Below are 18,057 nucleotides of genomic sequence, written 5' to 3' on the forward strand. Positions count from 1 at the left end.
TTCTTTTACCTACGCGCCGAACGATACGGTCGCGACCGGTATGGTGACGCGCCAATTTTGAGCTGTTGCTTCACAACTGAACCTGCGCCTCAATCCATTGCTGGTCGGGAGGCCGTCAGCTAGGTTCGAGTCCCAGTCGCGCCCTTCGCGCGCGCGGAGTTACCGATGACAAGCGCCCGTTGCTTCTCCCTGGTCCTCGCCCTGTTCTCACTCTCGGGTGTTGCTTGTTCGTCGAACAGCACCCCTCCGTCGGAAGAACCGGGGGTCGCAGGCGCGGGCGGCCAAGCGCAGGCGGGCGCCGGTGGTAACGCCGCGAGCACGGGCAGCACCCCGGGCGGTGGCCAGCCCGGCTCCGCGGGTGCGGGCGGAGCGGCCGCAGGCGGCGCCGGCGACGCGTCGGGTGGCTCCGATTCCGGCGGTGCCAGCGGCGGCGCGGGCGGCAGCGACGGCAGCGCAGGCGGCGCGACCGGGACGGACGCGGTCAAGAGCGCTGGCTGCGGCAAAGCGAAGACTCTGCAAAACGGCACGATCGACATCTCGTTCGGCGGCGCCTCTCGCAAGTACATCCTTCGCGTGCCGAGCGATTACGACAAGGACAAGCCGTATCGGCTCGTGTTCGCCTTCGCGGAGTCCGGCTCCTCCGCCATGTCGGTGGCGAACCGGAACTACTTCACGATGGCGACGCTCGACACTGGAGCTACCACCATCTTCGTCGCGCCGGACGCCGCGAACGGCGCCGGTTCCTGGAGCAAGTCGGACGTGGAGCTGACGGACGCGATCCTGGAGGAGCTCGAGGGAGATCTCTGCATCGACAAAACTCGGATCTTCGCCACCGGCTTCAGCTTCGGGGGAGCGATGTCGTTGGCTCTCGCCTGCACCCGCGCGGACGTGTTCCGAGGCGTCGCCTTCTTTTCGGGGGCAGATCTCACGGGCTCCTGCACGGCGACGTTGACCAAGCCGATCGCCTACTACGCGTCGCAAGCCAGCGGTGACAGCAGCGGCCCCCCCCAGCCGACCAGCGGTCGCGTCAAACAAGCCGAATTCGCGAAGGTCAACGGCTGCATGGAGGAGCCGTCGGCGACCACCTTCCCGGCAGCTGGCCAGCCCCACACGTGTACCGAGTACAAGGGCTGCTCCGCAGGTCACCCCACCAAGTACTGCGTGTTCGACGGCCCGCACGGCTGGGAGCCGAAGGACCCCGGGCAATCGACGAGCTGGAACGCCCCCGAGGCGTGGAAATTCATCACGCAATTCTGATTTCGAGTCGAGGACTGCGTCGTGATAGCCCCCGCAGGCTCACAGGGTACCGCACCACATCCAGTCGGACGGTTTTACTACATCGGGATACCGCGTTTTGGCAGAACGGTTCTCGTCAGCGGCCGGTTCCGGGCGCGACTGAGCGATGCCGCTCGTCATGTCTGGCCGTTATTGCGTCGCGAGGAACGCTGAACCGGGTCACCTTGACGTGAGCACGGATCACGCATAGATTCGAGTGATGCGTTCGACGGCTGTATCGAGCGGTTCTCGTGCGCGGTGGGCAACGGCCCTGAGCGCGATGGTGCTCGCCGGCTGCGGCGTGACTGAGCTCTCGCCCATCGACGGCGCTGCCGGCGCGATCGATAACGCCGGCAGCGCGGGTTCGGGCGCGGGCGCCTCCAGCCAGAGCGGCTTTGGGCATTCTGGTTCCGGCGCGTCCGGCTCCGGCGGCTCCAGCGCGTCCGGCTCCAGCGGCTCCGGCCCTGGCGCAACACCAGAGCTGGACATCAGCGGTACGTGGGCCATGTTCGGGTTTGAAGACCCGGTCGCCGTGGACATCGAGCAGCGCGACAGCGTGTTGTCCGGGAAGGGTTGCTTCTCGGGGCTGGAGGTCGACGGGGTGCCCCATCCCTTGGGGCCGTGCACGCCGCTCACGGTAGTGGTCGCGTTTGCCTGAAACGCGACCACCCCGCGCCAACTGCGACCACTTCGCCGTAAGCGCCTCGCCTCCCCCTGCATCGCACCCCTCCGCCACGCCATCCCCAGGCGCCCGCCATGGCTCCCGACCGCCCCGAGGACGAGCCGCGTCACGCTGAATGCTCGCTCCACTTGACCGACGCGAAAGCCCTACGTTTGCCGATGGATCCAGCACTGCGGCTATGACAACGCGTGTCCTAGCTTCGCAGAAAAGCCGGGAAACATAGGCTTGCAATGCTATTTTAGGTCCTGAGCAAGGCGCCTCCCTCCGGCTGGACCCCGGAAGGAGGCTGCGGAACGCCGAGCGGTAGGGCCGCCCTGCGCACGTCGCATGTGCAGCATGCGCCCCCGTTCGGAGAGAGGCAAGGGGCCGTGCCGAACGTGCTTCCGATGGAGACCCGCGTGCGCATCGCGTCCGCGTTGGTCGAGGGGACGAGCGTGCGTGCTGTCGAACGCCAGACCGGCGTCGCGAAGAGCACCATCCTGCGCTTCGCCGTGGAACTCGGCGAGGGCTGCGCGCGCCTGCACAACCGCCTCGTGCAGGGCCTGTGCGAGCCCGACATCGAGCTCGATGAGCAGTGGTCCTTCATCGCGAAGAAGGACAAGCGCGTGACGGCCGAGGACCCGGCGGAGTACGGCGACGTCTTCACCTTCACCGCGTTCGCGAGGCGGTCGAAGCTCGTGATCTCCTTCGCCGTGGGGAAGCGCGACCAGGCGACGACCGACGCGTTCCTGGCCGACCTGCGGGCCCGCGTGCTCGTCGTCCCGCAGCTCACGAGCGATGGCCTCTCCGTGTACATCCCAGCCGTGGACGCGTCGTTCCGCGGCTGCGCCGACTACGCGCAGGTCATCAAGCAGTACGGTTACAGCAAGAGCCCGGACCACAAGTACGAGCCGGCGCGCGACGCGCACTTCATCCGGAAGACGGCTGTCTTCGGCGCGCCCGATCCGAAACGGATGAGCACCTCCGGCGTGGAGCGGTACCACCTCACGGCGCGGCACATCAACGGGCGCAAGCGCCGGCTTGCGTTGTCGTTCAGCAAGACGCAGCGGAGCCACCGCGCCGCCGTGGCGCTCTCGGTCTGCGCCTACAACCTGACGAGGATCCACGCGTCGCTGCGCGTGTCGCCGGGGATGGCTGCTGGGCTCGTCGAGGAGCTCTGGTCGGTCGAGGATCTGATCCGGGCCGCGCTGGCGGAGCCTGCCGCCGCGCCGCCCGTCCCGCAGGCGCTCACCCTACCCGCGCAGACCGGGCCGGTCCGGCAGGTCAAGACGGGAGCCGGGTGGCTCCGGCTGGTCAAGGGCGGGCCGGGGGCGGCGGCGCCTGCTGCACCAGAGCCGCCGCCCGCCACGCCGCTGCCAGTCGCGAAGCCAGCGGTGGAGCCTGATCCCCCGCCCCCGTCAGAGCCCCCGCCCGCGCCAGGGCCGCGCAGGATGGTCCAGTTGAGCCTGTTCGATTAGCGTAGATCCGAGCGCAGGAACAGCACAGCACCATGTGAGGCGTCTCTATGGCGGTGCATCAACTGTCTATTATGCGCGCAGCGCATCATATGATGGCCCAAAGAGGTCAAGTTGCGTATCGATCTCCGGCGTTGCTCTGCGGCGATCAGCTTCCAATATTTCGAGCACCTTGAGCGCGGCATCCCCGCATTTGGTGATCGGCAAATTGCCCCACGAGTGCGCGAGCTCCCTCGGGAATCCTACATGGTTCCGGAGCTCATCTTCGCGCTTCTTGAACTCGCGCTGGAACGTAGTCTGAGATGTATCGCCCGTCGTGATGCAGGCACGCCGCGACGCCGCGCGGAGGTTCGCAAGGATTAGATGATTCGCGCGTTCTTTGCCAATCAGTCCAGAGCCATGCGACTCGAAAAGATCGAGCCGAGCCCGGAGGGTCTCACACTCAGCCTCGGCTCGCTTGAGGCGCTCATCGATCCTCGGTCCGCGTGGACCAAGGAAGTGGTCGGCGAGCACCTCGGCGCACTCGCGCTTGTAGGCTATGAGCTTGTCCTTGATGTGATGGCTGACCTTGCTCGGGTGGATGGTAGCCAGCCAGAGCGGGAGGGAGCGCACGTCGACGCATGCGATTTCGCGGGCCTGATCGTCCCCCGGCATCTGCGTGACGATCATCGTCACGCAGACCGACTCGTCAGCCCGCAGCTTCTGGAGCTGGCTCGAGTATCCGAGCCCGATGGCTTCACATATGCGCCGGATAGACACGAGCGTCGACGTTCCAGCCTGGAATACGTCGAGCTCGTCCCCGTAGAAGTTGAACTTGATCAGCTCGGCCGGACGCTTCTCAGCGCCTTTCCGGCCTCTACTCGATCCTCGTCGACTCATCGTCAGGTTCCCTTGTCCCACATGGAGACGGTGAACTGACGGCACACCACTTGCGCGAGGCAATGCCCTGTGATAGGGCGTGCCCTGTGTAGACGGCGCGGTGTGCCGTCGAGCTGCGGTAACGCGGCGGGGGAGACCCTGGGGGTGCCAGCCCTGGGGTTTTTCCTTTTGTACACCCATGTCGTGAATCGGCATGAGGGCCCATCGCGCACCACAGCGAGACGCGGTTCGGAAGAACCGGCTCGGACGAGGTCATCCTATACATTTGCCCGGTGCGCAAATTTTTTCGCCAGGCATGACGTAGATGTCATGCTTGGCAACATTCGCTTCTGGTCGATCCGGGAAGCTTGGGCGCGAGGCGCATGCCGCTTCTCGGGCCTGCTCAGCGTCGCCACCTGCGGAGCTTGAGGGCGAGCGCCTCGCGGGCGATGCGGAGCCGGCTCGCCGCTGTGTGCGGGTTCATGCGGCGCCGTCGGGCGTAGGCGGCAAGGCTCTCGGGATCGTCCACGGAGAGGAGCGCGTCCCGCTGCCAGTCCGGGAGCTCGGCCATCGCGTCGAGCACCTCACGCGCCTCCATCTGCGCGTGCATGTCGATGCCGACGGGCTCGCGCAGCAACCCGAGCGGCGACGGATGGAGCACGGCGCGGCGCGCCCACGCGCTGTGGACGTAGTGCGAGGCGAGGCGCCACGCGATGCCGTGGAGCCACTTGCGGAGCGCGTCGCGCGGCTTGTCCCGCGGGTCGGGCCGGTACATCCCCCGGCGGACGGCGTTCCAGGCGTTGAGCAACACCTCGGCCTCCACGTCGCGACGGTCGCGTCGCGGGATGCCGGCGAGCGTCGCCAGGACGATGCCGCGCTCCGCGAGGATCGCCTCCATCGTCGGCTTCTTCCTGGGGTGTCGTGCGGCAGGCTGGCTCTTCGCCACCTTCCGCGGGCGCTTCACCCGCTCCTCCCGCACGTCGGGCAGCGGTCGGCCGCAGCGAGCCCGCCGAGGAGCTGCTCCACGGTGATGCCTGCCGCCTTCGCGGCGCGCTGCGCGGTCCCGGGCGAGCCGTGGTCACGCCCGCGGGCGATGCCTTCAAGGCATGCGACGGAGACGCCCATGACCTCGGCGAGGCAGGACCACGACCCGTACGCGACGCGCAGGTTCTTCAGCGCCGCCCGGAGGCGCTTGCGCTGCGTGGGGGTGAGGGAGAGACAGGAGGCGGTTCGGCGGCGGCGCGCGGGCGCACCTCCGCCTTGCTCGCCCGAAGGCGAACGGACTACGGTCAGCATGTCGGACCTCGCGGAATCGGGGTTCGGCCACGCAGCCCGGGGTGGTGAGACACCCGCGGGCTGCACTACTTCGGCCGGAGCCTACGGTCCTGAATCCAACTGCGACCACCTCAATCAGGCGGAGGGGTCAAACGCGACCACTACCCCGCTCACCGGGCGCATCGTGAACGGGCGCGCCGAGTTCGCGTTCATGGCCCTCGAATACCGCTATGCCGCGGACACTTTTGTCGCAAAATCCGGCGATCGCATGGCGGGCCGCTTTCACGGCGTTTCATCGTGGTACGGGCCGACGGCGTGGCTGCGGATCGATCCTTCGCAACGGTGGCTCGCGCACGACAAGCGCCTCGGAACCGCGTTGCGCGAACACCAAGGCAGCTACGATTTGACCCTGGATCCGAGCAGCGCACCGGGCGACGCGTTCTCGACCGATCGCTCCTACGCGCTGAGTCTGGGCGTCAACGCTTCGCCGCTCATCTTTGGCGATCTGGGCGCCTTTTGGGCGAGCGAGATGGCATGGCGTGAGCCCACCCTCACGATCGGCCCTGTACCGGCGACTCATCCCGAGCTGCCCGTGGCGCTCGAGCTCCGCTTCCGCGACACCGTGCTTCACGAGGTTACCGCGACAATGCCGGAGGGCGAGCGCTACGTCTTCACCGCGGCGCCCACGCCCTGATACGGGCGGGACACTGCCCCGGGCTTTCGTGCTGTCGTCAGTTCGGCGCAGTCTTCGAGCGGCGCTTCGGGACAGCGCTGCTGTTCGATGCCGCGGCGCGCTGCCGCTGCTCGAAGCAGGTCAGGGCGCACGCTCCGGATGGCGCTCTGGTCGCAGGTTAGGTTCCGGCGACCGCTCGCCATCGACCGGTTTCTCTGGCGGGACTGTCCCGCGGGGTCCGGCCCCGGAGCTCGCTGCCGACCTCGATCCCGATATCGCTGCTGACGAGGCGCGTTCCCCGCCTCGCCGATGGGCGCGAGCCTGCCCCCGCGGACGCTCTTCAGGAGGTGCGGCGCGGGCGCGCCTTGGTGCCCTTGGCGGTCGGTGCATCGACGGCAGGCGCGGCGCTCGCCGGGGCGGCTTCGGGCCCGCCCGGGCGCTGCATCCGGGCGATCTCCTCGGCCATCAGCGCGATCGCCTGCTCGAAGAAGTCGCAGATGAGCCGCAGCTCGGCGAGCGAGTAGCGCGAGCAGAGCGCCGTCCAGCGCTCGCGGAACCGTGCGAAGAGCACGCCGATCTCGGCGTAGCGCTCGGCCACCGGCTCGATCACCAGCTGCCGCCGGTCGCTCGGGTGCTTCACGCGGCGAACGAACCCCGCCGCCTCGAGCCGGTCGAGCACCCCCGTCACCCCTCCCGAGGTCAGCCCCGTGAGCTGCACCAGGTCACCCGGCGTGACCGGGCCCACCTCCGCCGCCCGCTGGATGACGTCGAGGTACTTGTGGTCGGTGCCCTTCAGCCCCAGCCGCTCGGCGATCGCCTGGTGAAGGAGCACCGACTGCGTGCTCAGCTCGCGGCCCAGCCGGTCGCCCAGGCTGTCGACCAGCTCGCTCACCTCCTTCACGCTCGTCCGTTTCGCGGCCATCGCCTCGACCCGCCCGCACTCTACCCGAGACCGCGCCGGCTTGACAAGCCTTCCTAATTATCTTACTTACTAACAAAGTTACAAACAAGGAGAGCTTTCATGGATCGTTCGACCGACGAGGCGGCCATCCGGCGCATGCTCGAGGCTCTGGGCGAGGCGTGGGCGCGCGAGGGCGCGAGCGCCGTCGACGCGTTTTACACGCCCGACTCCGACTACGTGACGTTCGACGGCTCGTGGCTGCGGGGCCGCGAGGCGAACCGCCGGGTGCATGAGGAGCTCTTCGCCGGCGTGCTCGCCGGCACCCGCCTGGTCTGCGAGATTGAGAGCGTGCGCTTCCTCGGTCCCGACGCGGCCGTGGTCGTCAGCACCGGCGCGGTGCTGTGGCCCTGGCAGAAAACGACGCCCGCAAGCCGGCGGTCGCGGCAGATGACGGTGGTGGTGCGGGGCGACGACGGGCGCTGGCGGGTGGCGGCGTTTCAGAACACGCGGGTGCGGCCCCTGCCCCCGTCCGACAGCCTGTCCATGCGCCTCTTCGCGGCCGTGCTGCGCGTTCGCCTCGCCTTCTGGCGACGCCGCCACCCCGCGGCCCTCGCGGCCTGAGCGCCCGCTCTCACCGCGGCGCTCATTTGTCGAGACCCCGATGCCAAGCTCATCTGGGACAGGGGAAGCCCATGTTGTGCACCTCGACGGGGAGCATGGCGGCTCTTCCTTGCGAGCGGCGCGGCAGGGGACAGAATCGAGAGGCCCGCCCGTCGAGGTTATTTCGCGGCTATTTCAGGGAGCGTCAGCGCCCCTGGACCTCGAAGTTGGCCACGCCCCAGCCCTCATCGAAGAGGCCGGTCAGCCCAGCCGCGGACAGGTCGAGCGCGAGGTCGGACGCGGAGTGCGGGAAGACCAGCTTGATGCGGTACACGGAGTCGCCGTACGGATAGGCGAGGGTGTTCGCCTCGCGCGCTCCCGACCCGGCCAGGCTCCCGCCCAGCGGATAGCTCTGGGAGCTCAGGGTGTTGGAGAAGGTCCCGCTGAGCAGCTCGACGCCGTCCGCGGAGGCGGTCCAGACGCTGGGGCCAAGGGGGCCGTCGCCATCCCAAGCGTTGACGAGGTAGAGGTCGAAGCTGACGGTCAGCTCGGTGTGGGGGGCGAGATCGTTGAGCGTCAGGTTCACCGTCTCGTTGCCGAACTGCCCCAGGAAGGTGCGGTCTCCGAGCGGGGTGACGCTGGTGACGATGGACTCCCACTCCGGGCCGATGGATCCGGTGAAGCTGTTGAAGTAGACGCTGCGGGGGCTGTTGATGACCGGCCCGCCCTGCCCGTGGCTCGCGAGATCCGTGGCGGCGTCCTGGGCCGAGTCCGCGAAGCTCGGGTCGCCGGTGAGGCCCACGTCGAGGATGCACGTCTGCTTGACGGCCTCGTCGGTAATGCCGGCGCAGGCCAGCTCGCCCGCGGCCCTCTGCGCGGGGGTCAGGTTGTTGAGCCACGCCGGCTGCTCGGGACCGGCCGGACCGCCGCACGGCGTGCCCTGCTGGATGAGCGCGACGTCGCCCGGGGCGGCGCCCACCCGCCAGACGTCCGCGTAGCTGTTCGTGTCCTGGTACATCTCGGAGAACGTCAGCGCGCTGCTCAGCGCGCTGCCGTCCCGGGCCATCATGAACTCGTTGGTGGGGTCGTTATCGGCGTTCCCGAAGAGGCCGACCATCTTGCCCACGCTGGCCGGCGGGACGAGGAAGAGCATGTCCAGGTACAGGCCGAGGACATAGCTCCTTGGACGCACCGCCAGCCGCTCTCCCGTCGGCCAGGCCAGCACGGTCCTGCCGCTCGCGGACTGGTAGACGCTCCCGCCGCCGGCGAGCGCGAGCGCGCCGCTCGACGGCACCGTCGTCTGTTGCCCGTTCAAGTAAAGCGCGCCGTTCACGTGGAACTCCACGAGATCACCCGCGATGCGCGCGCCCACGGCCCGGCCGGTCGAGACGCCCGGCGACACGGGGCACTGGCGGATCTGGATCTCCAGATCGGGAGTGGCAGCGCTGGTCGCCATCACGAAGTCGCCCTCCCCCTGGAAGTCGAAGGCGACATTATCGAAGCTGACGTAATGGGGGTCTCCCCAGCACACGGCGGGCTTGCAGGACTGATCCTGGGTGTCCACGCGGCACCCCTTCATGACCTTGACGAGGAGGGCGTCGCTACCACCGCCGCCGAAGGAGTGACCGCAGAACGGCGCGTCCGTCCTGCCCGTCAGGAAGACGTTGCCCCTCGGATCGACGGCGAGCCCTTGTCCCGCCTCCGTCGCGTTCGTGCCGATGTACTCGGTGCGCAGGTGTGCCCCCGCCGTGCTGTACTCGCGCAGGTACATGTCCTCGCTCCCGAGGGGCGCGTCGGAGTCGAGGTCGCGGGAGGTCTGGCCGGTCAACACGACAGATCCACCGACGACGGCCACCGACGTAGCGGAGACGTTCTCGCTCGCCGCTGTCTGCCGGATCCACTGCGTGGTGAGGCTCGCGTCCAGCTTGGCGAGGAAGGCGTCATACTTCGTCGAAGAGGCATAAGAGGGGAAGTTCCCGTTCGTCGTGCCGGAGACGTAGACGACGGTCTGACCCGACTCGACCGCAGTGGTCAGGCTGAACGCCTGGTCCTGGAGGTTCGTGCCGAGGAGAGCCACCCCGCCCAGAGCACCGCTGTCGCTGTAGCGGGCGACAAAGGCATCAGCGCTGCCGCCCGCGTACGGTTGGCCTGCCAGCGCGCTGGTGGTGTAACCTGCGACGTAGACCTGCCCATCGGCTCCGACGGACACGCCGCGCGCGATGGTCGTCTTGTTGTTCACCCCGAGCTGCCTGGTCCAGACAGGATCGCCGCTCGCCGAATACTTCGCCACGAACAGCGACGTGGTGCCGTTCGTCGGCGGCGGGTTCACCCCGGCGAGATTCCCGGCCGTGGAGCCCACCACGTAGACGCTGCCGTCAGGTGCGTGGGCCACAGACCACGCTTGATCCACCCCAGCCGTACCGAACTGGCGCCGCCACGCCTCGGTCCCGTTTGCGTTCAGCTTGACGAGGAAGGCGTCCGAAGATCCCTTGTTCTGGCCGGCTACGATCGCGCCGCTCGTGTGGCCGACCACGTAGAGCGACTCGTTGCCGCTCGTGGGGCACTGGGCCGAGGAGACGGCGACGCTCGTCGCCTGGTCGATCGCCGACGTGCCGATCTGCGCGCCCCACACTAGGTTCCCGTCATGCCCGACCTTGCGGATGAAGGCGTCACTCGCGCCGCTGTTCACCTCGCCCAAGATGGCCCCGGTGGTGGACCCGACCTGGTAGACGGCGTCGCAGGACGCGGCGACCGCATTCCCGAGGTCCGCGCCGGTCGTGGGAGTCTCGTCATGCCACGTGAATCCCTCGAAGCTGGGGCAGGTCACGTTCTGCAAGGGGAGCGGGAGGCCCTTCGGGCGATCCCCCCCCGTGGGGTGGAACGGGAGCGTGGACAGGGGGGAGTCGTCCTCCTTGGGCCTCAGCTCCTCCTCGGTCGCGCTGGTATCTTCGTTCAGCTCTCCGGCGGGCGCGAGCTCATCCCCCTCCGCTCCAGGGCCGTCGTCCCCGGAGGAGATCGGCGCAGCCTGGTCGGGCTGGGCGCCTCTCGTCGAGCCCACCGGCAGAGGATCGCCGGTCGAGCCGCTGCAAGCGGCGACGCCTGCGGCCAGGATGCACACGGAGAGCGTCTCACGATGAAGTCGTTTCATGCTTGAACCTCGCAGTAAATGATGTCGACTCGACATGGCCCTGAGGCTGGGAAAAACCGATGTTTCATTCTATTTGTTGGTTGTCCCGCACTATCCAACCTGTGTGAGGCCGCGAGTCCGGCCTTGACGCCGCCTGCCCTCGACGAGCGCGCGTTCCTCGCCGCCGAAAGCCCAGAGCTTCCGGATAGCCCCTCGTCGCGCTCCGATCCTCGCGGGGGTCGCCGGCGCCATGAGCAACGAGCGTGCCTGACCTTTCAAGCTTCAGATCTGCGCCACCTAGCCGCAGGCTAGCTCCTCGGCTGAGCCCGTACCGCGCGCAGGTGAGCGCCGCTCCAGGGACGGGATCGTTCCGCCTCCGTGCAGGGGGCACATGCGGCAGCGTGCTCGTCACCCAGGGACGCAGCGCTTCATCCAGGGACGCGCGGCCCTCGCGCTCTGTGCCTCCCTCGTTCTCCTCGGCCTCCCACGCGCAGCCAGCCAGGGCCAGCACCGCGGCGCTGGCCGCGCACCACAGCAAGACCGAGCACGCCCCCGCGAAAAGCACCTTGGCGGGCGCTCGACGGCGATATGAAACCATGTCCCCTCCATCTCCAGATCGCCTCGCATCGACGACGTGTGCAGCCGATATCGATGTCGGGCCGCGTCACGCTCCGTGCGAATGGCGCAGCGCTCTGTGCCTCCGCCGTCTCGGGACGAGTGCGCCGCAAGGCGCTCGGTGACGCCGGATAGCGTCTCGCGACGCGCCTCCCGGGCCAGACCAACGCCCGGACGGCCAGACCAACGCCCGGACGGACATGTGTGCCCACGGCACGCCGATGCGCCCTTAGCGCGCGCGGTGCCGCCCGGACCACGCTCTTTCGACCGAGGACCGAGCCATCACGACGCTCGCGGTCCTACCCTTTCGCTCTGCCGCGCTACACTTCCTCGCGCTGCGATCCGGCTTGGGATGCCCGTTGGAAATCCCTCGCTCGAGGCTGCGCGCGACGCACACGCAGCGGTCGGCAAGCCGTTGGCTGCGATAGCGCGCAAATAGAGTTTAGGCCCCCGAGAGGAGTGCCCACCGAGGGGCGTTGGCGAAGGTGCCCGACGGGTCGATGTCGCGGCGCGCGATCGGCCGCCGTTGTCAAGGTGACCGAGCACATGGAGCTTTCGTGCCACGGAGCCATGTCGCGTTAAATTGGCGTTCCCGACGTCCGTCAGGCTCCGAATGTACCCGGAGCAGGAGGCGAACGACCCGCAAGTACGGCGAAGGTGGCGTGGCGCAGGCGCCGCCGAGTGGCATCGTCTGGCCCGTCTGCAGCCAGGGGAAATCCGGCAAAGCACCGCGGGGAAGAAGGATGTCGAGAGTCAACGAATGTACCCCCAAGGCCGTCGGCGCAACGCTCTTCGTGCTGCTCACCGCTGCCACGACGCATGGCATGGCGCACCTCGTGCCTCCCGATCCCGACCACGTGCGGGTGGTGGGGAACGGCAGGATCATCCGGGTGACGCCGGTGGGGCTGCAAGACCATTTCCGGCGCATGGCGACCGACACGAGGAACCTGCAATGGGCGCTGAATAACGTGGCGCGCGGCGGCCGCATCGCGCTGGACGCCGGCACGTTTCACGTGAGCGAGACGCTGGCGGCCGAGGGCCTGGACGCGGAGGTGAGTGGCGCCGGCATGAACGATACCGTGCTGGTGGCGCGCGGCCGCGCCGCGAACGGCACGTACGTGTTCCCCCTGCTGAACAAAGCGTATCGTAAACGGCTGTTCCCACCGGGCTTTCCGCCGATCCTGGCGGTCTTCAACAAGCCACCTTCGTGCAAGACGCCCTGGCAGCTGACCAGCACGAACCTCACGATGCGCGATCTGTCGTTCACCGTCGAGGGCGAGGGGCCCGCGTTGACTTATTACGGCACCGAGGTCAGGCCGGTGTGGGCGGCCGTGCTGGTGACCGGATCCAAGGGCAACTACAACCCGAAGAAGGACTTCGAGGTGGAGCATTACGAGGTGTCGTTCAACAACGTGGGCGTGTACGGCCAGATCCTGAGCCCGACGCTGGGCAGCAATCTGATGGCGGGCCTGGTGTTCATCGGCGGCGAACAGTGGCTGCCGGTCACGCCCGGCACCGCCGTCGGTGGCTGGAATGAGTTCGACCACATCCCGGTGAACGGGCTCGTGACGGTGAATAACTGTGACTTTGAGCATACCCAGCTGCACTCGGTGGCCGTGGAGACGCTCCTGTCGCCGCCCGCCTCCCTGGCGGCTTTCGAGGCCCAAAGCGCCTTCCGCTTCCCGTCCCCGCACCAGGACGTCTACCCGCAGGCGTTCGCCGATATCGAGGACAACGTCTTCGACGATTCGGGGCGCGGCGTGGCGAAGGATCCCTTTCTGATTGCCTTCGGGACGCTGCTGCTGAGCCCGTCGAACGCGCCGCTGACGGTGGAGCACAACCGCTTCCTCAACTCGAACGCGCACGCCGTGGGCGTGATCGCGGGCCAGAGCCTCACCCAGACGGGCCGCTGGCCCAAGGAGCCCTCGACGGTGAGCTTCGCCCACAACGAGATCCAGGCGGTGGCGACAGGCGCCTTCAACGCGTCGTCCCTGTTCATCGCGGACCTCAGCGAGCTCGAAGGGGCGCCTCCGTACCTCCAGCCTTCGGTGAGCTGCAACCATATCGATGCGGCGCCGGGCTTTGACAGCAGCCTCATCGAGCACCTGGCGGGCAAAGGCCTGGTGGCCGACCACAACGTGCTGTCGGGCAGCGCTCCGCTGGGCATCAGCGTGGGCGCGCCGAACATCCTCTTGGGCACGCCGCTGCCCTGCACGGACGACCTGCTGACGCTGAACGACTTCGCCAACTTCAGCGGGCAGCCCATCTTGCTGGGCCCTGGCTCGCAGTCCTGCACGGCGAAAGTCTTCAACGCCTCCGACGTCGTCGACAACGGAAGCGACAACACCATCGTGGTGCTCGGGCAGGGCGGCCGCTGATCCTGCGCGTCATCCTCGGAGCGCGCAAGCGGGGGTCTAGGCCGAACCGTCTCAGGGGGCCAGCTCACGATCTGCGCGAGCATGCGCTCCTCGGGAACGACGTCGCGGCGAGGTGCCGGCAGCGCGCCTGGATCTTCCGAGGCGCGCTGCCCCGGGTCACACTGCGGTGTAGCCGCCGTCCACGGTCAGCTGCGTGCCGGTCATGTACGACGACCAGTCGGACAGCAGGAAGACCGCCGGTCGAGCGATCTCGTCTGCGTGCGCGTACCGCTTCATCAGCGTGGCCGCGCCGAAGGCGTCGAGCACCTGCTCGCCGCTTTGCATATGATCCCAGATCTCGGTCTCCACCGGGCCGGGCAGGATGGCGTTGACGCGAATCTTGTCCGCCGCGTAGTCGATGGCCGCAGACTTGGTGAGGCCGAGGATCGCGTGCTTGGTCGCGGCATAGACGCCGAACCCGGGCGCAGAGACCGTGGAGGCGATCGAGCCGCAGTTGACGATCGAGCCGCCGCCGCTTTTCTTCATGACGGGCACTTGATACCTCATGCACAGATAGATGCTGTGCAGGTTGACCTGCATGAGAGCGAGATAATCGGCGACCGGCACGTCCGCGAGCGGCCCGAGCGCGGTGGCGATACCGGCGTTGTTGAAGACGCTGTCCAGCCGCCCATGGGCCTCCACGGTGCGCTCGATCAGAGCCTGGATGTCCGCCTCGACGGTGACGTCGGTGCGGACGAACAGCGCGTTTCCACCCTCCACCTTGATGCGGGCCACGAGCGCGTCGCCCATCTCCTGGCGTCGCGCGGCCAGCACCACCTTGGCGCCGGCCCGCGCCGCCGCGATCGCTGTCGCGGCCCCGATTCCCGATGTGGCCCCGGTGATCAAAACGACTTTATTGCTGAGCATGGTAATATCAACTCCGTGTAATAAGTATTGGAATGGATCGAAGGACTGGCTGTCTCCAGCTGACGGGACGACGGCGAAGAGGAGCGGCCCGAGGGACCGCCGGTGCTCGTCGCGACGTTCGCGGCGCCGCGGGCTCGCCTTGACGAGGCCGAGGCCGTTCAAGCGTTCGCGCTGGCGTGCCACCGAGGATAGCCCGCGCGAAGCCATTCCGGCCTGTCAAGATTTTTCCGTCAACGACCGGCAGTTGGCATAACGTACAAGAAATACGATCCACTGATCCGCGTATAAATACCAACAGATCCAACGAGTTAACTCGGATATGTAATATCTTCTACATTACGCTGGCGACGCCGTCAGAGTTCAGCGCTGCTCGATTCTATTTGGCGAGGGCGGGAACGGCAAGAGCGCGGGGAGCAACCTCGTGAGGGCGATGTTTCCGCCGGAAGCGCTCGCGAGCCTTCATAGACTACCATTGCGCCGGAGGAGCGCAGCGAGGAGCCGCTTGAGATGAGCTCGCTCCCCGCATCACCTTTCCGCCAGGAGCCCATGCGAGCTCGCACCTTCGCCGTGCGCGCGGCTCGCGACCCCGCACGTGCTCGCAGCTTGCCGCGCCGCCCCCCCGCTGATAGCTCGCTGGACGCAATCAGGAAGCGAGGGGACGTATGAGCGAATACCGAACAATCGCGGCGGCGCCGGTGCTGGTGGCGGCGTTCCGGGATCAGATCTTCGGCGTCGATCCGGGCACCGGGCGCGTGCTCTGGGAGTACAAGCAGGCCGGGGGCGGTTTCTCTTCCACAGCGCTCCTGATCACGCCTGCGGCGATCTACGCGGCGAGCTTCAGCCGCGTCGCCTGTCTGCATTACCCTACGGGCGAGCTGCTCTGGGAGGTGAAGGCCGCCACGCAGGGCCGCGCCACGCTCCTCCTGGAGGGAGACCGGCTCTTCGTCGCCAAGCAGGGCGAGGTGGAGTGTTTCTCGCTCACCGGCAAGAGCCTCTGGCACAACCAGTTCAAGAGCAAGGGGATGGGCCCGGTCGCCCTGGGCGTGCCGGACAATGTGGCGCAGCCGGACGACAAGGACTGACGCCCCCTGCGCTACGCCGCCCGCGCCTCCCAGTCGATCCGGTACGCGTGCACGCGCGCCTGCACCGCCGCGCCGAGCCGCAGGAACAGCGGCAGCGGCGGTTTCTGCCCGTCGTGTCTGGGCCGACGCATGTGTGCCACGGCGGCGAACCTGATCGAGGACGTCCTGCACGAGGTGGCGTTCTGACAGTGGGTGTTGACGTTTCCGTTTTCGTGGCGGCGCAGGCTCGCCCAGGACGGGGCGTCGTTCGGCGTGCTGACCCGCATCTTCGTCGAGAGCGTGGAGCGGTTCTACGAAACGCGCGCCGCGCGCCGAGGCGCGTGCGGCGCGGTCGAGAGCGGCGCGGTGACCGTCGTGCAACGCACGTCCGGCGACATGCGGCTCAACACGGCACGCCGGTGCGCCCCGCAGCGCGCGCGGCGCCGCCCGTTCGCGAGCGCGTAGGAGCGACCTCCCTCCGGCGCTCGATCCTAGCGGCCGAGCAGGATCCGTTGCTCTCCCGGCGCGAGGATGTGGACCTTCCCAGGCGCGATCCGCCGGGCCGCCATCACGCGCTTGAGCTCGGAGACCGCCTGGCCGGGCTCGTCCGAGGAGTTGATGAACGTGTCGAAATGGATCGGCACCATCCATTTCGCGCCCATATCTTCGCAGGCCTCTAGCGCCTCTGCCGGGTCCACGTGGCGCGAGTGCATGAAATCGCGCGGCCCGATCGGCGCGATCGGCATCAGCGCGAGATCGATCGCGGGGAACCGCGCCCGCGTCTCCGTGAACACCTTGCGATCGTAAGCGGTGTCCCCGCCGAAGTAGACGGTGATCCCATGATATTCCACGACGTACCCCGTGAATCCCCCCCATCCGAGGGCGATGTCGATTCCGTAGCGGCCTCCCCCGTGCTTCACCGGGACGGCGGTGATCCGCAGCCCGTCGTGCTCCCAGCGCTGCCACGTGGAGAGCTCGATCGTGTCGAACGCGAAATCGGGCACGTAGGGGAGCGCGCCGCGGGGGACAAAGAGCACCGGTGTCTTCTCCTCGATCATCTCGAGCGAGCCGAGCGACAGGTGATCGAAGTGCGTGTGCGAGACCAGCACCGCCGAGAGGGGCGGCACGTGCTCCGGGTCCAGGCCCGGCTCGACGAGCCGCGCGGAGAGGAGGCCCACGGTCGAGGTGAAGACCGGATCCGTGAGGATCTGCTTGTCGTCGATCTGGACGAGCGCCGTCGCGTGGCCGACCCAGAGGACGGCCAGGCGCGCGTCTTTGCGGTAGGGCTCTCGCACCTTGTTAGCGACGGGCGCCGGGCCGCCGAACAGCGCGCCCGCGTTGCCTGACAGGACGCGCCCCGGCATGCTGTTGCAGGACAGCGCCGAGGCGGCGAGGAGCGCCATGAGAGCGGTGGAGCTTGCCGCGCGGAGCATGGGGTCAGAAGTACCTGAGGTTGAGCGTCAACGTGGTCCCGCGCAGCGCGCGCGTCGGAGAGTAGGCGACCTGCACGCCGATGACACCGAAGAGGGTGTAGAGGCCGGCCTCGTACGCCGCCGCGACCTCGCCGCCGAGCGTGAAGGCGGAGCCGCCGAGCGAGCAGGAGAGGTACTCTCCGCGGTGGAGCAGGGGGAAGTAGGCGCGCACACCGCCAGTCAGCTGCACGTGATCTTCGATGCCGGCGCCGGAGAAGAGGTATTCGGGCGTGACATGGATCTCGAGCGCTCCGGCATGCCGCGCGAGCGGCTCGGCAAGGAGGCTGCGCCAGGGGGACAGCCTCCGATTTCTGCCGAAGGAGTAGAGCACGGGGGTGAGCTGCCAGCGCAGGCCGAAGCGCGTGTCGTCGGCGTAGAGGTGCCAGGTGGGGCTCGGAATGAGCTGCGACGCGGCCCAGGCGAGGTCGGGGCTTATCCCCGCCTCGGCGAGGCTCTGCGTCTCCGCGGCGCGGGCGGGAGAGCCCCAGGCGAGCGCGCCTGCCAGCGCGGCGCCGGCGAGCGAGCGCCGGAGCGCTGTCGCGGGGCCGCCGCGCGCAATGCAGGGCAACCGAGCGCCCGCAGCCGCCCGCAGCCGCGCGCAGGCGCTTGCCGAGCACCGCGAGGATGGCGAGGGCGCGACGTTGCCCGAAGCGAGCGCGGTGGCATTCTCCTCGGGGCGATGGCAGCTCGCTCTCGCCACCGTGCGCCCTGTTGCCTTCTCCATCTTCTCTCTTGTTCTCTGCCAGCCGCTGTCACCCTCACGGAGAACCAGTACAGCCA

16 protein-coding genes are annotated in these 18,057 nt (G+C 68.1%); 8 read left to right on the forward strand and 8 right to left on the reverse strand.

Features of this window, described 5'->3' with window-relative positions:
* Nucleotides 1-165: 165 nt before the first annotated feature.
* The 3 genes from WME90_RS35125 (at nt 166) to WME90_RS35135 (ending at nt 3,414) form a co-directional block, all read left to right on the forward strand.
* On the forward strand, nt 166-1,257 hold the full coding sequence (locus tag WME90_RS35125; RefSeq protein WP_437276424.1) for an alpha/beta hydrolase family esterase: 1,092 nt from the start codon (nt 166-168) through the stop codon (nt 1,255-1,257).
* 238 nt (nt 1,258-1,495) lie between these two features.
* Nucleotides 1,496-1,933 carry a hypothetical protein gene (locus tag WME90_RS35130; protein WP_437276425.1) on the forward strand — a complete coding sequence of 146 codons (438 nt, stop codon included), beginning with the start codon at nt 1,496-1,498 and terminating at the stop codon, nt 1,931-1,933.
* 410 nt (nt 1,934-2,343) lie between these two features.
* Nucleotides 2,344-3,414, forward strand: a complete 1,071-nt coding sequence (locus WME90_RS35135; RefSeq protein ID WP_437283612.1) for an IS1 family transposase — start codon at nt 2,344-2,346, stop codon at nt 3,412-3,414.
* 69 nt (nt 3,415-3,483) lie between these two features.
* Here WME90_RS35135 and WME90_RS35140 read toward each other — a convergent pair whose 3' ends face one another.
* From WME90_RS35140 to WME90_RS35150, 3 genes are all read right to left on the reverse strand, one after another.
* Nucleotides 3,484-4,290, reverse strand: coding sequence for a phage antirepressor N-terminal domain-containing protein (locus tag WME90_RS35140; protein ID WP_437276426.1), 807 nt, complete (start codon nt 4,288-4,290; stop codon nt 3,484-3,486).
* Nucleotides 4,291-4,672: 382 nt separating this feature from the next.
* A complete protein-coding gene (locus tag WME90_RS35145; RefSeq protein ID WP_437276427.1) occupies nt 4,673-5,233 on the reverse strand; it encodes an RNA polymerase sigma factor in 561 nt (186 codons plus the stop codon).
* Nucleotides 5,230-5,565 carry a transcriptional regulator gene (locus tag WME90_RS35150; protein WP_437276428.1) on the reverse strand — a complete coding sequence of 112 codons (336 nt, stop codon included), beginning with the start codon at nt 5,563-5,565 and terminating at the stop codon, nt 5,230-5,232. The genes WME90_RS35145 and WME90_RS35150 overlap by 4 nt, the downstream gene beginning before the upstream one ends.
* Here WME90_RS35150 and WME90_RS35155 point away from each other — a divergent pair.
* The gene (locus WME90_RS35155) at nt 5,564-6,238 is read left to right on the forward strand and encodes a hypothetical protein (protein WP_437276429.1); all 675 of its coding nucleotides are present in this window, start codon (nt 5,564-5,566) and stop codon (nt 6,236-6,238) included. The genes WME90_RS35150 and WME90_RS35155 overlap by 2 nt on opposite strands.
* A 319-nt stretch (nt 6,239-6,557) precedes the next feature.
* Here WME90_RS35155 and WME90_RS35160 read toward each other — a convergent pair whose 3' ends face one another.
* Nucleotides 6,558-7,139, reverse strand: a complete 582-nt coding sequence (locus tag WME90_RS35160) for a MarR family winged helix-turn-helix transcriptional regulator (protein WP_437276430.1) — start codon at nt 7,137-7,139, stop codon at nt 6,558-6,560.
* Between the two features lie 99 nt (nt 7,140-7,238).
* Here WME90_RS35160 and WME90_RS35165 point away from each other — a divergent pair, with 99 nt between their 5' ends.
* A complete protein-coding gene (locus tag WME90_RS35165; protein ID WP_437276431.1) occupies nt 7,239-7,739 on the forward strand; it encodes an SgcJ/EcaC family oxidoreductase in 501 nt (166 codons plus the stop codon).
* Between the two features lie 184 nt (nt 7,740-7,923).
* On the opposite strand, the gene WME90_RS35170 is transcribed toward WME90_RS35165, so the two are convergent.
* Nucleotides 7,924-10,866: an SBBP repeat-containing protein gene (locus WME90_RS35170; RefSeq protein ID WP_437276432.1), complete on the reverse strand. Its 2,943-nt coding sequence runs from the start codon at nt 10,864-10,866 to the stop codon at nt 7,924-7,926.
* Nucleotides 10,867-12,254: 1,388 nt separating this feature from the next.
* On the opposite strand from WME90_RS35170, the gene WME90_RS35175 reads away from it, so the two are divergent.
* Nucleotides 12,255-13,838 (forward strand): hypothetical protein, encoded by a 1,584-nt coding sequence (locus WME90_RS35175; RefSeq protein ID WP_437276433.1) that lies wholly within the window; start codon nt 12,255-12,257, stop codon nt 13,836-13,838.
* Nucleotides 13,839-13,994: 156 nt separating this feature from the next.
* Here the strand turns inward: WME90_RS35175 and WME90_RS35180 are convergent, their stop codons facing one another.
* Nucleotides 13,995-14,744 carry an SDR family NAD(P)-dependent oxidoreductase gene (locus WME90_RS35180; protein WP_437276434.1) on the reverse strand — a complete coding sequence of 250 codons (750 nt, stop codon included), beginning with the start codon at nt 14,742-14,744 and terminating at the stop codon, nt 13,995-13,997.
* A gap of 662 nt (nt 14,745-15,406) precedes the next feature.
* Here WME90_RS35180 and WME90_RS35185 point away from each other — a divergent pair.
* Nucleotides 15,407-15,826: an outer membrane protein assembly factor BamB family protein gene (locus tag WME90_RS35185; protein ID WP_129574653.1), complete on the forward strand. Its 420-nt coding sequence runs from the start codon at nt 15,407-15,409 to the stop codon at nt 15,824-15,826.
* A 195-nt stretch (nt 15,827-16,021) separates the two neighbouring features.
* A complete protein-coding gene (locus WME90_RS35190) occupies nt 16,022-16,270 on the forward strand; it encodes a hypothetical protein (RefSeq protein WP_437276435.1) in 249 nt (82 codons plus the stop codon).
* 26 nt (nt 16,271-16,296) lie between these two features.
* On the opposite strand, the gene WME90_RS35195 is transcribed toward WME90_RS35190, so the two are convergent.
* A complete protein-coding gene (locus WME90_RS35195; RefSeq protein WP_437276436.1) occupies nt 16,297-17,208 on the reverse strand; it encodes an MBL fold metallo-hydrolase in 912 nt (303 codons plus the stop codon).
* 34 nt (nt 17,209-17,242) lie between these two features.
* Entirely contained in the window at nt 17,243-18,001 is a 759-nt protein-coding gene (locus tag WME90_RS35200; RefSeq protein WP_437276437.1) for a hypothetical protein, read from the reverse strand.
* Nucleotides 18,002-18,057 lie beyond the last annotated feature (56 nt).

This window comes from Sorangium sp. So ce375, from assembly GCF_051473855.1.
GTDB lineage: Bacteria > Myxococcota_A > Polyangia > Polyangiales > Polyangiaceae > Sorangium.

Coding starts and splice junctions, on each gene's coding strand:
- WME90_RS35125 (WP_437276424.1), top strand. CDS start 166: ATGACAAGCGCCCGTTGCTTCTCCCTGGTCCTCGCCCTGTTCTCACTC.
- WME90_RS35130 (WP_437276425.1), top strand. CDS start 1,496: ATGCGTTCGACGGCTGTATCGAGCGGTTCTCGTGCGCGGTGGGCAACG.
- WME90_RS35135 (WP_437283612.1), top strand. CDS start 2,344: ATGGAGACCCGCGTGCGCATCGCGTCCGCGTTGGTCGAGGGGACGAGC.
- WME90_RS35140 (WP_437276426.1), bottom strand. CDS start 4,290: ATGAGTCGACGAGGATCGAGTAGAGGCCGGAAAGGCGCTGAGAAGCGT.
- WME90_RS35155 (WP_437276429.1), top strand. CDS start 5,564: ATGTCGGACCTCGCGGAATCGGGGTTCGGCCACGCAGCCCGGGGTGGT.
- WME90_RS35150 (WP_437276428.1), bottom strand. CDS start 5,565: ATGCTGACCGTAGTCCGTTCGCCTTCGGGCGAGCAAGGCGGAGGTGCG.
- WME90_RS35160 (WP_437276430.1), bottom strand. CDS start 7,139: ATGGCCGCGAAACGGACGAGCGTGAAGGAGGTGAGCGAGCTGGTCGAC.
- WME90_RS35165 (WP_437276431.1), top strand. CDS start 7,239: ATGGATCGTTCGACCGACGAGGCGGCCATCCGGCGCATGCTCGAGGCT.
- WME90_RS35170 (WP_437276432.1), bottom strand. CDS start 10,866: ATGAAACGACTTCATCGTGAGACGCTCTCCGTGTGCATCCTGGCCGCA.
- WME90_RS35180 (WP_437276434.1), bottom strand. CDS start 14,744: ATGCTCAGCAATAAAGTCGTTTTGATCACCGGGGCCACATCGGGAATC.
- WME90_RS35185 (WP_129574653.1), top strand. CDS start 15,407: ATGAGCGAATACCGAACAATCGCGGCGGCGCCGGTGCTGGTGGCGGCG.
- WME90_RS35195 (WP_437276436.1), bottom strand. CDS start 17,208: ATGGCGCTCCTCGCCGCCTCGGCGCTGTCCTGCAACAGCATGCCGGGG.
- WME90_RS35200 (WP_437276437.1), bottom strand. CDS start 18,001: ATGGAGAAGGCAACAGGGCGCACGGTGGCGAGAGCGAGCTGCCATCGC.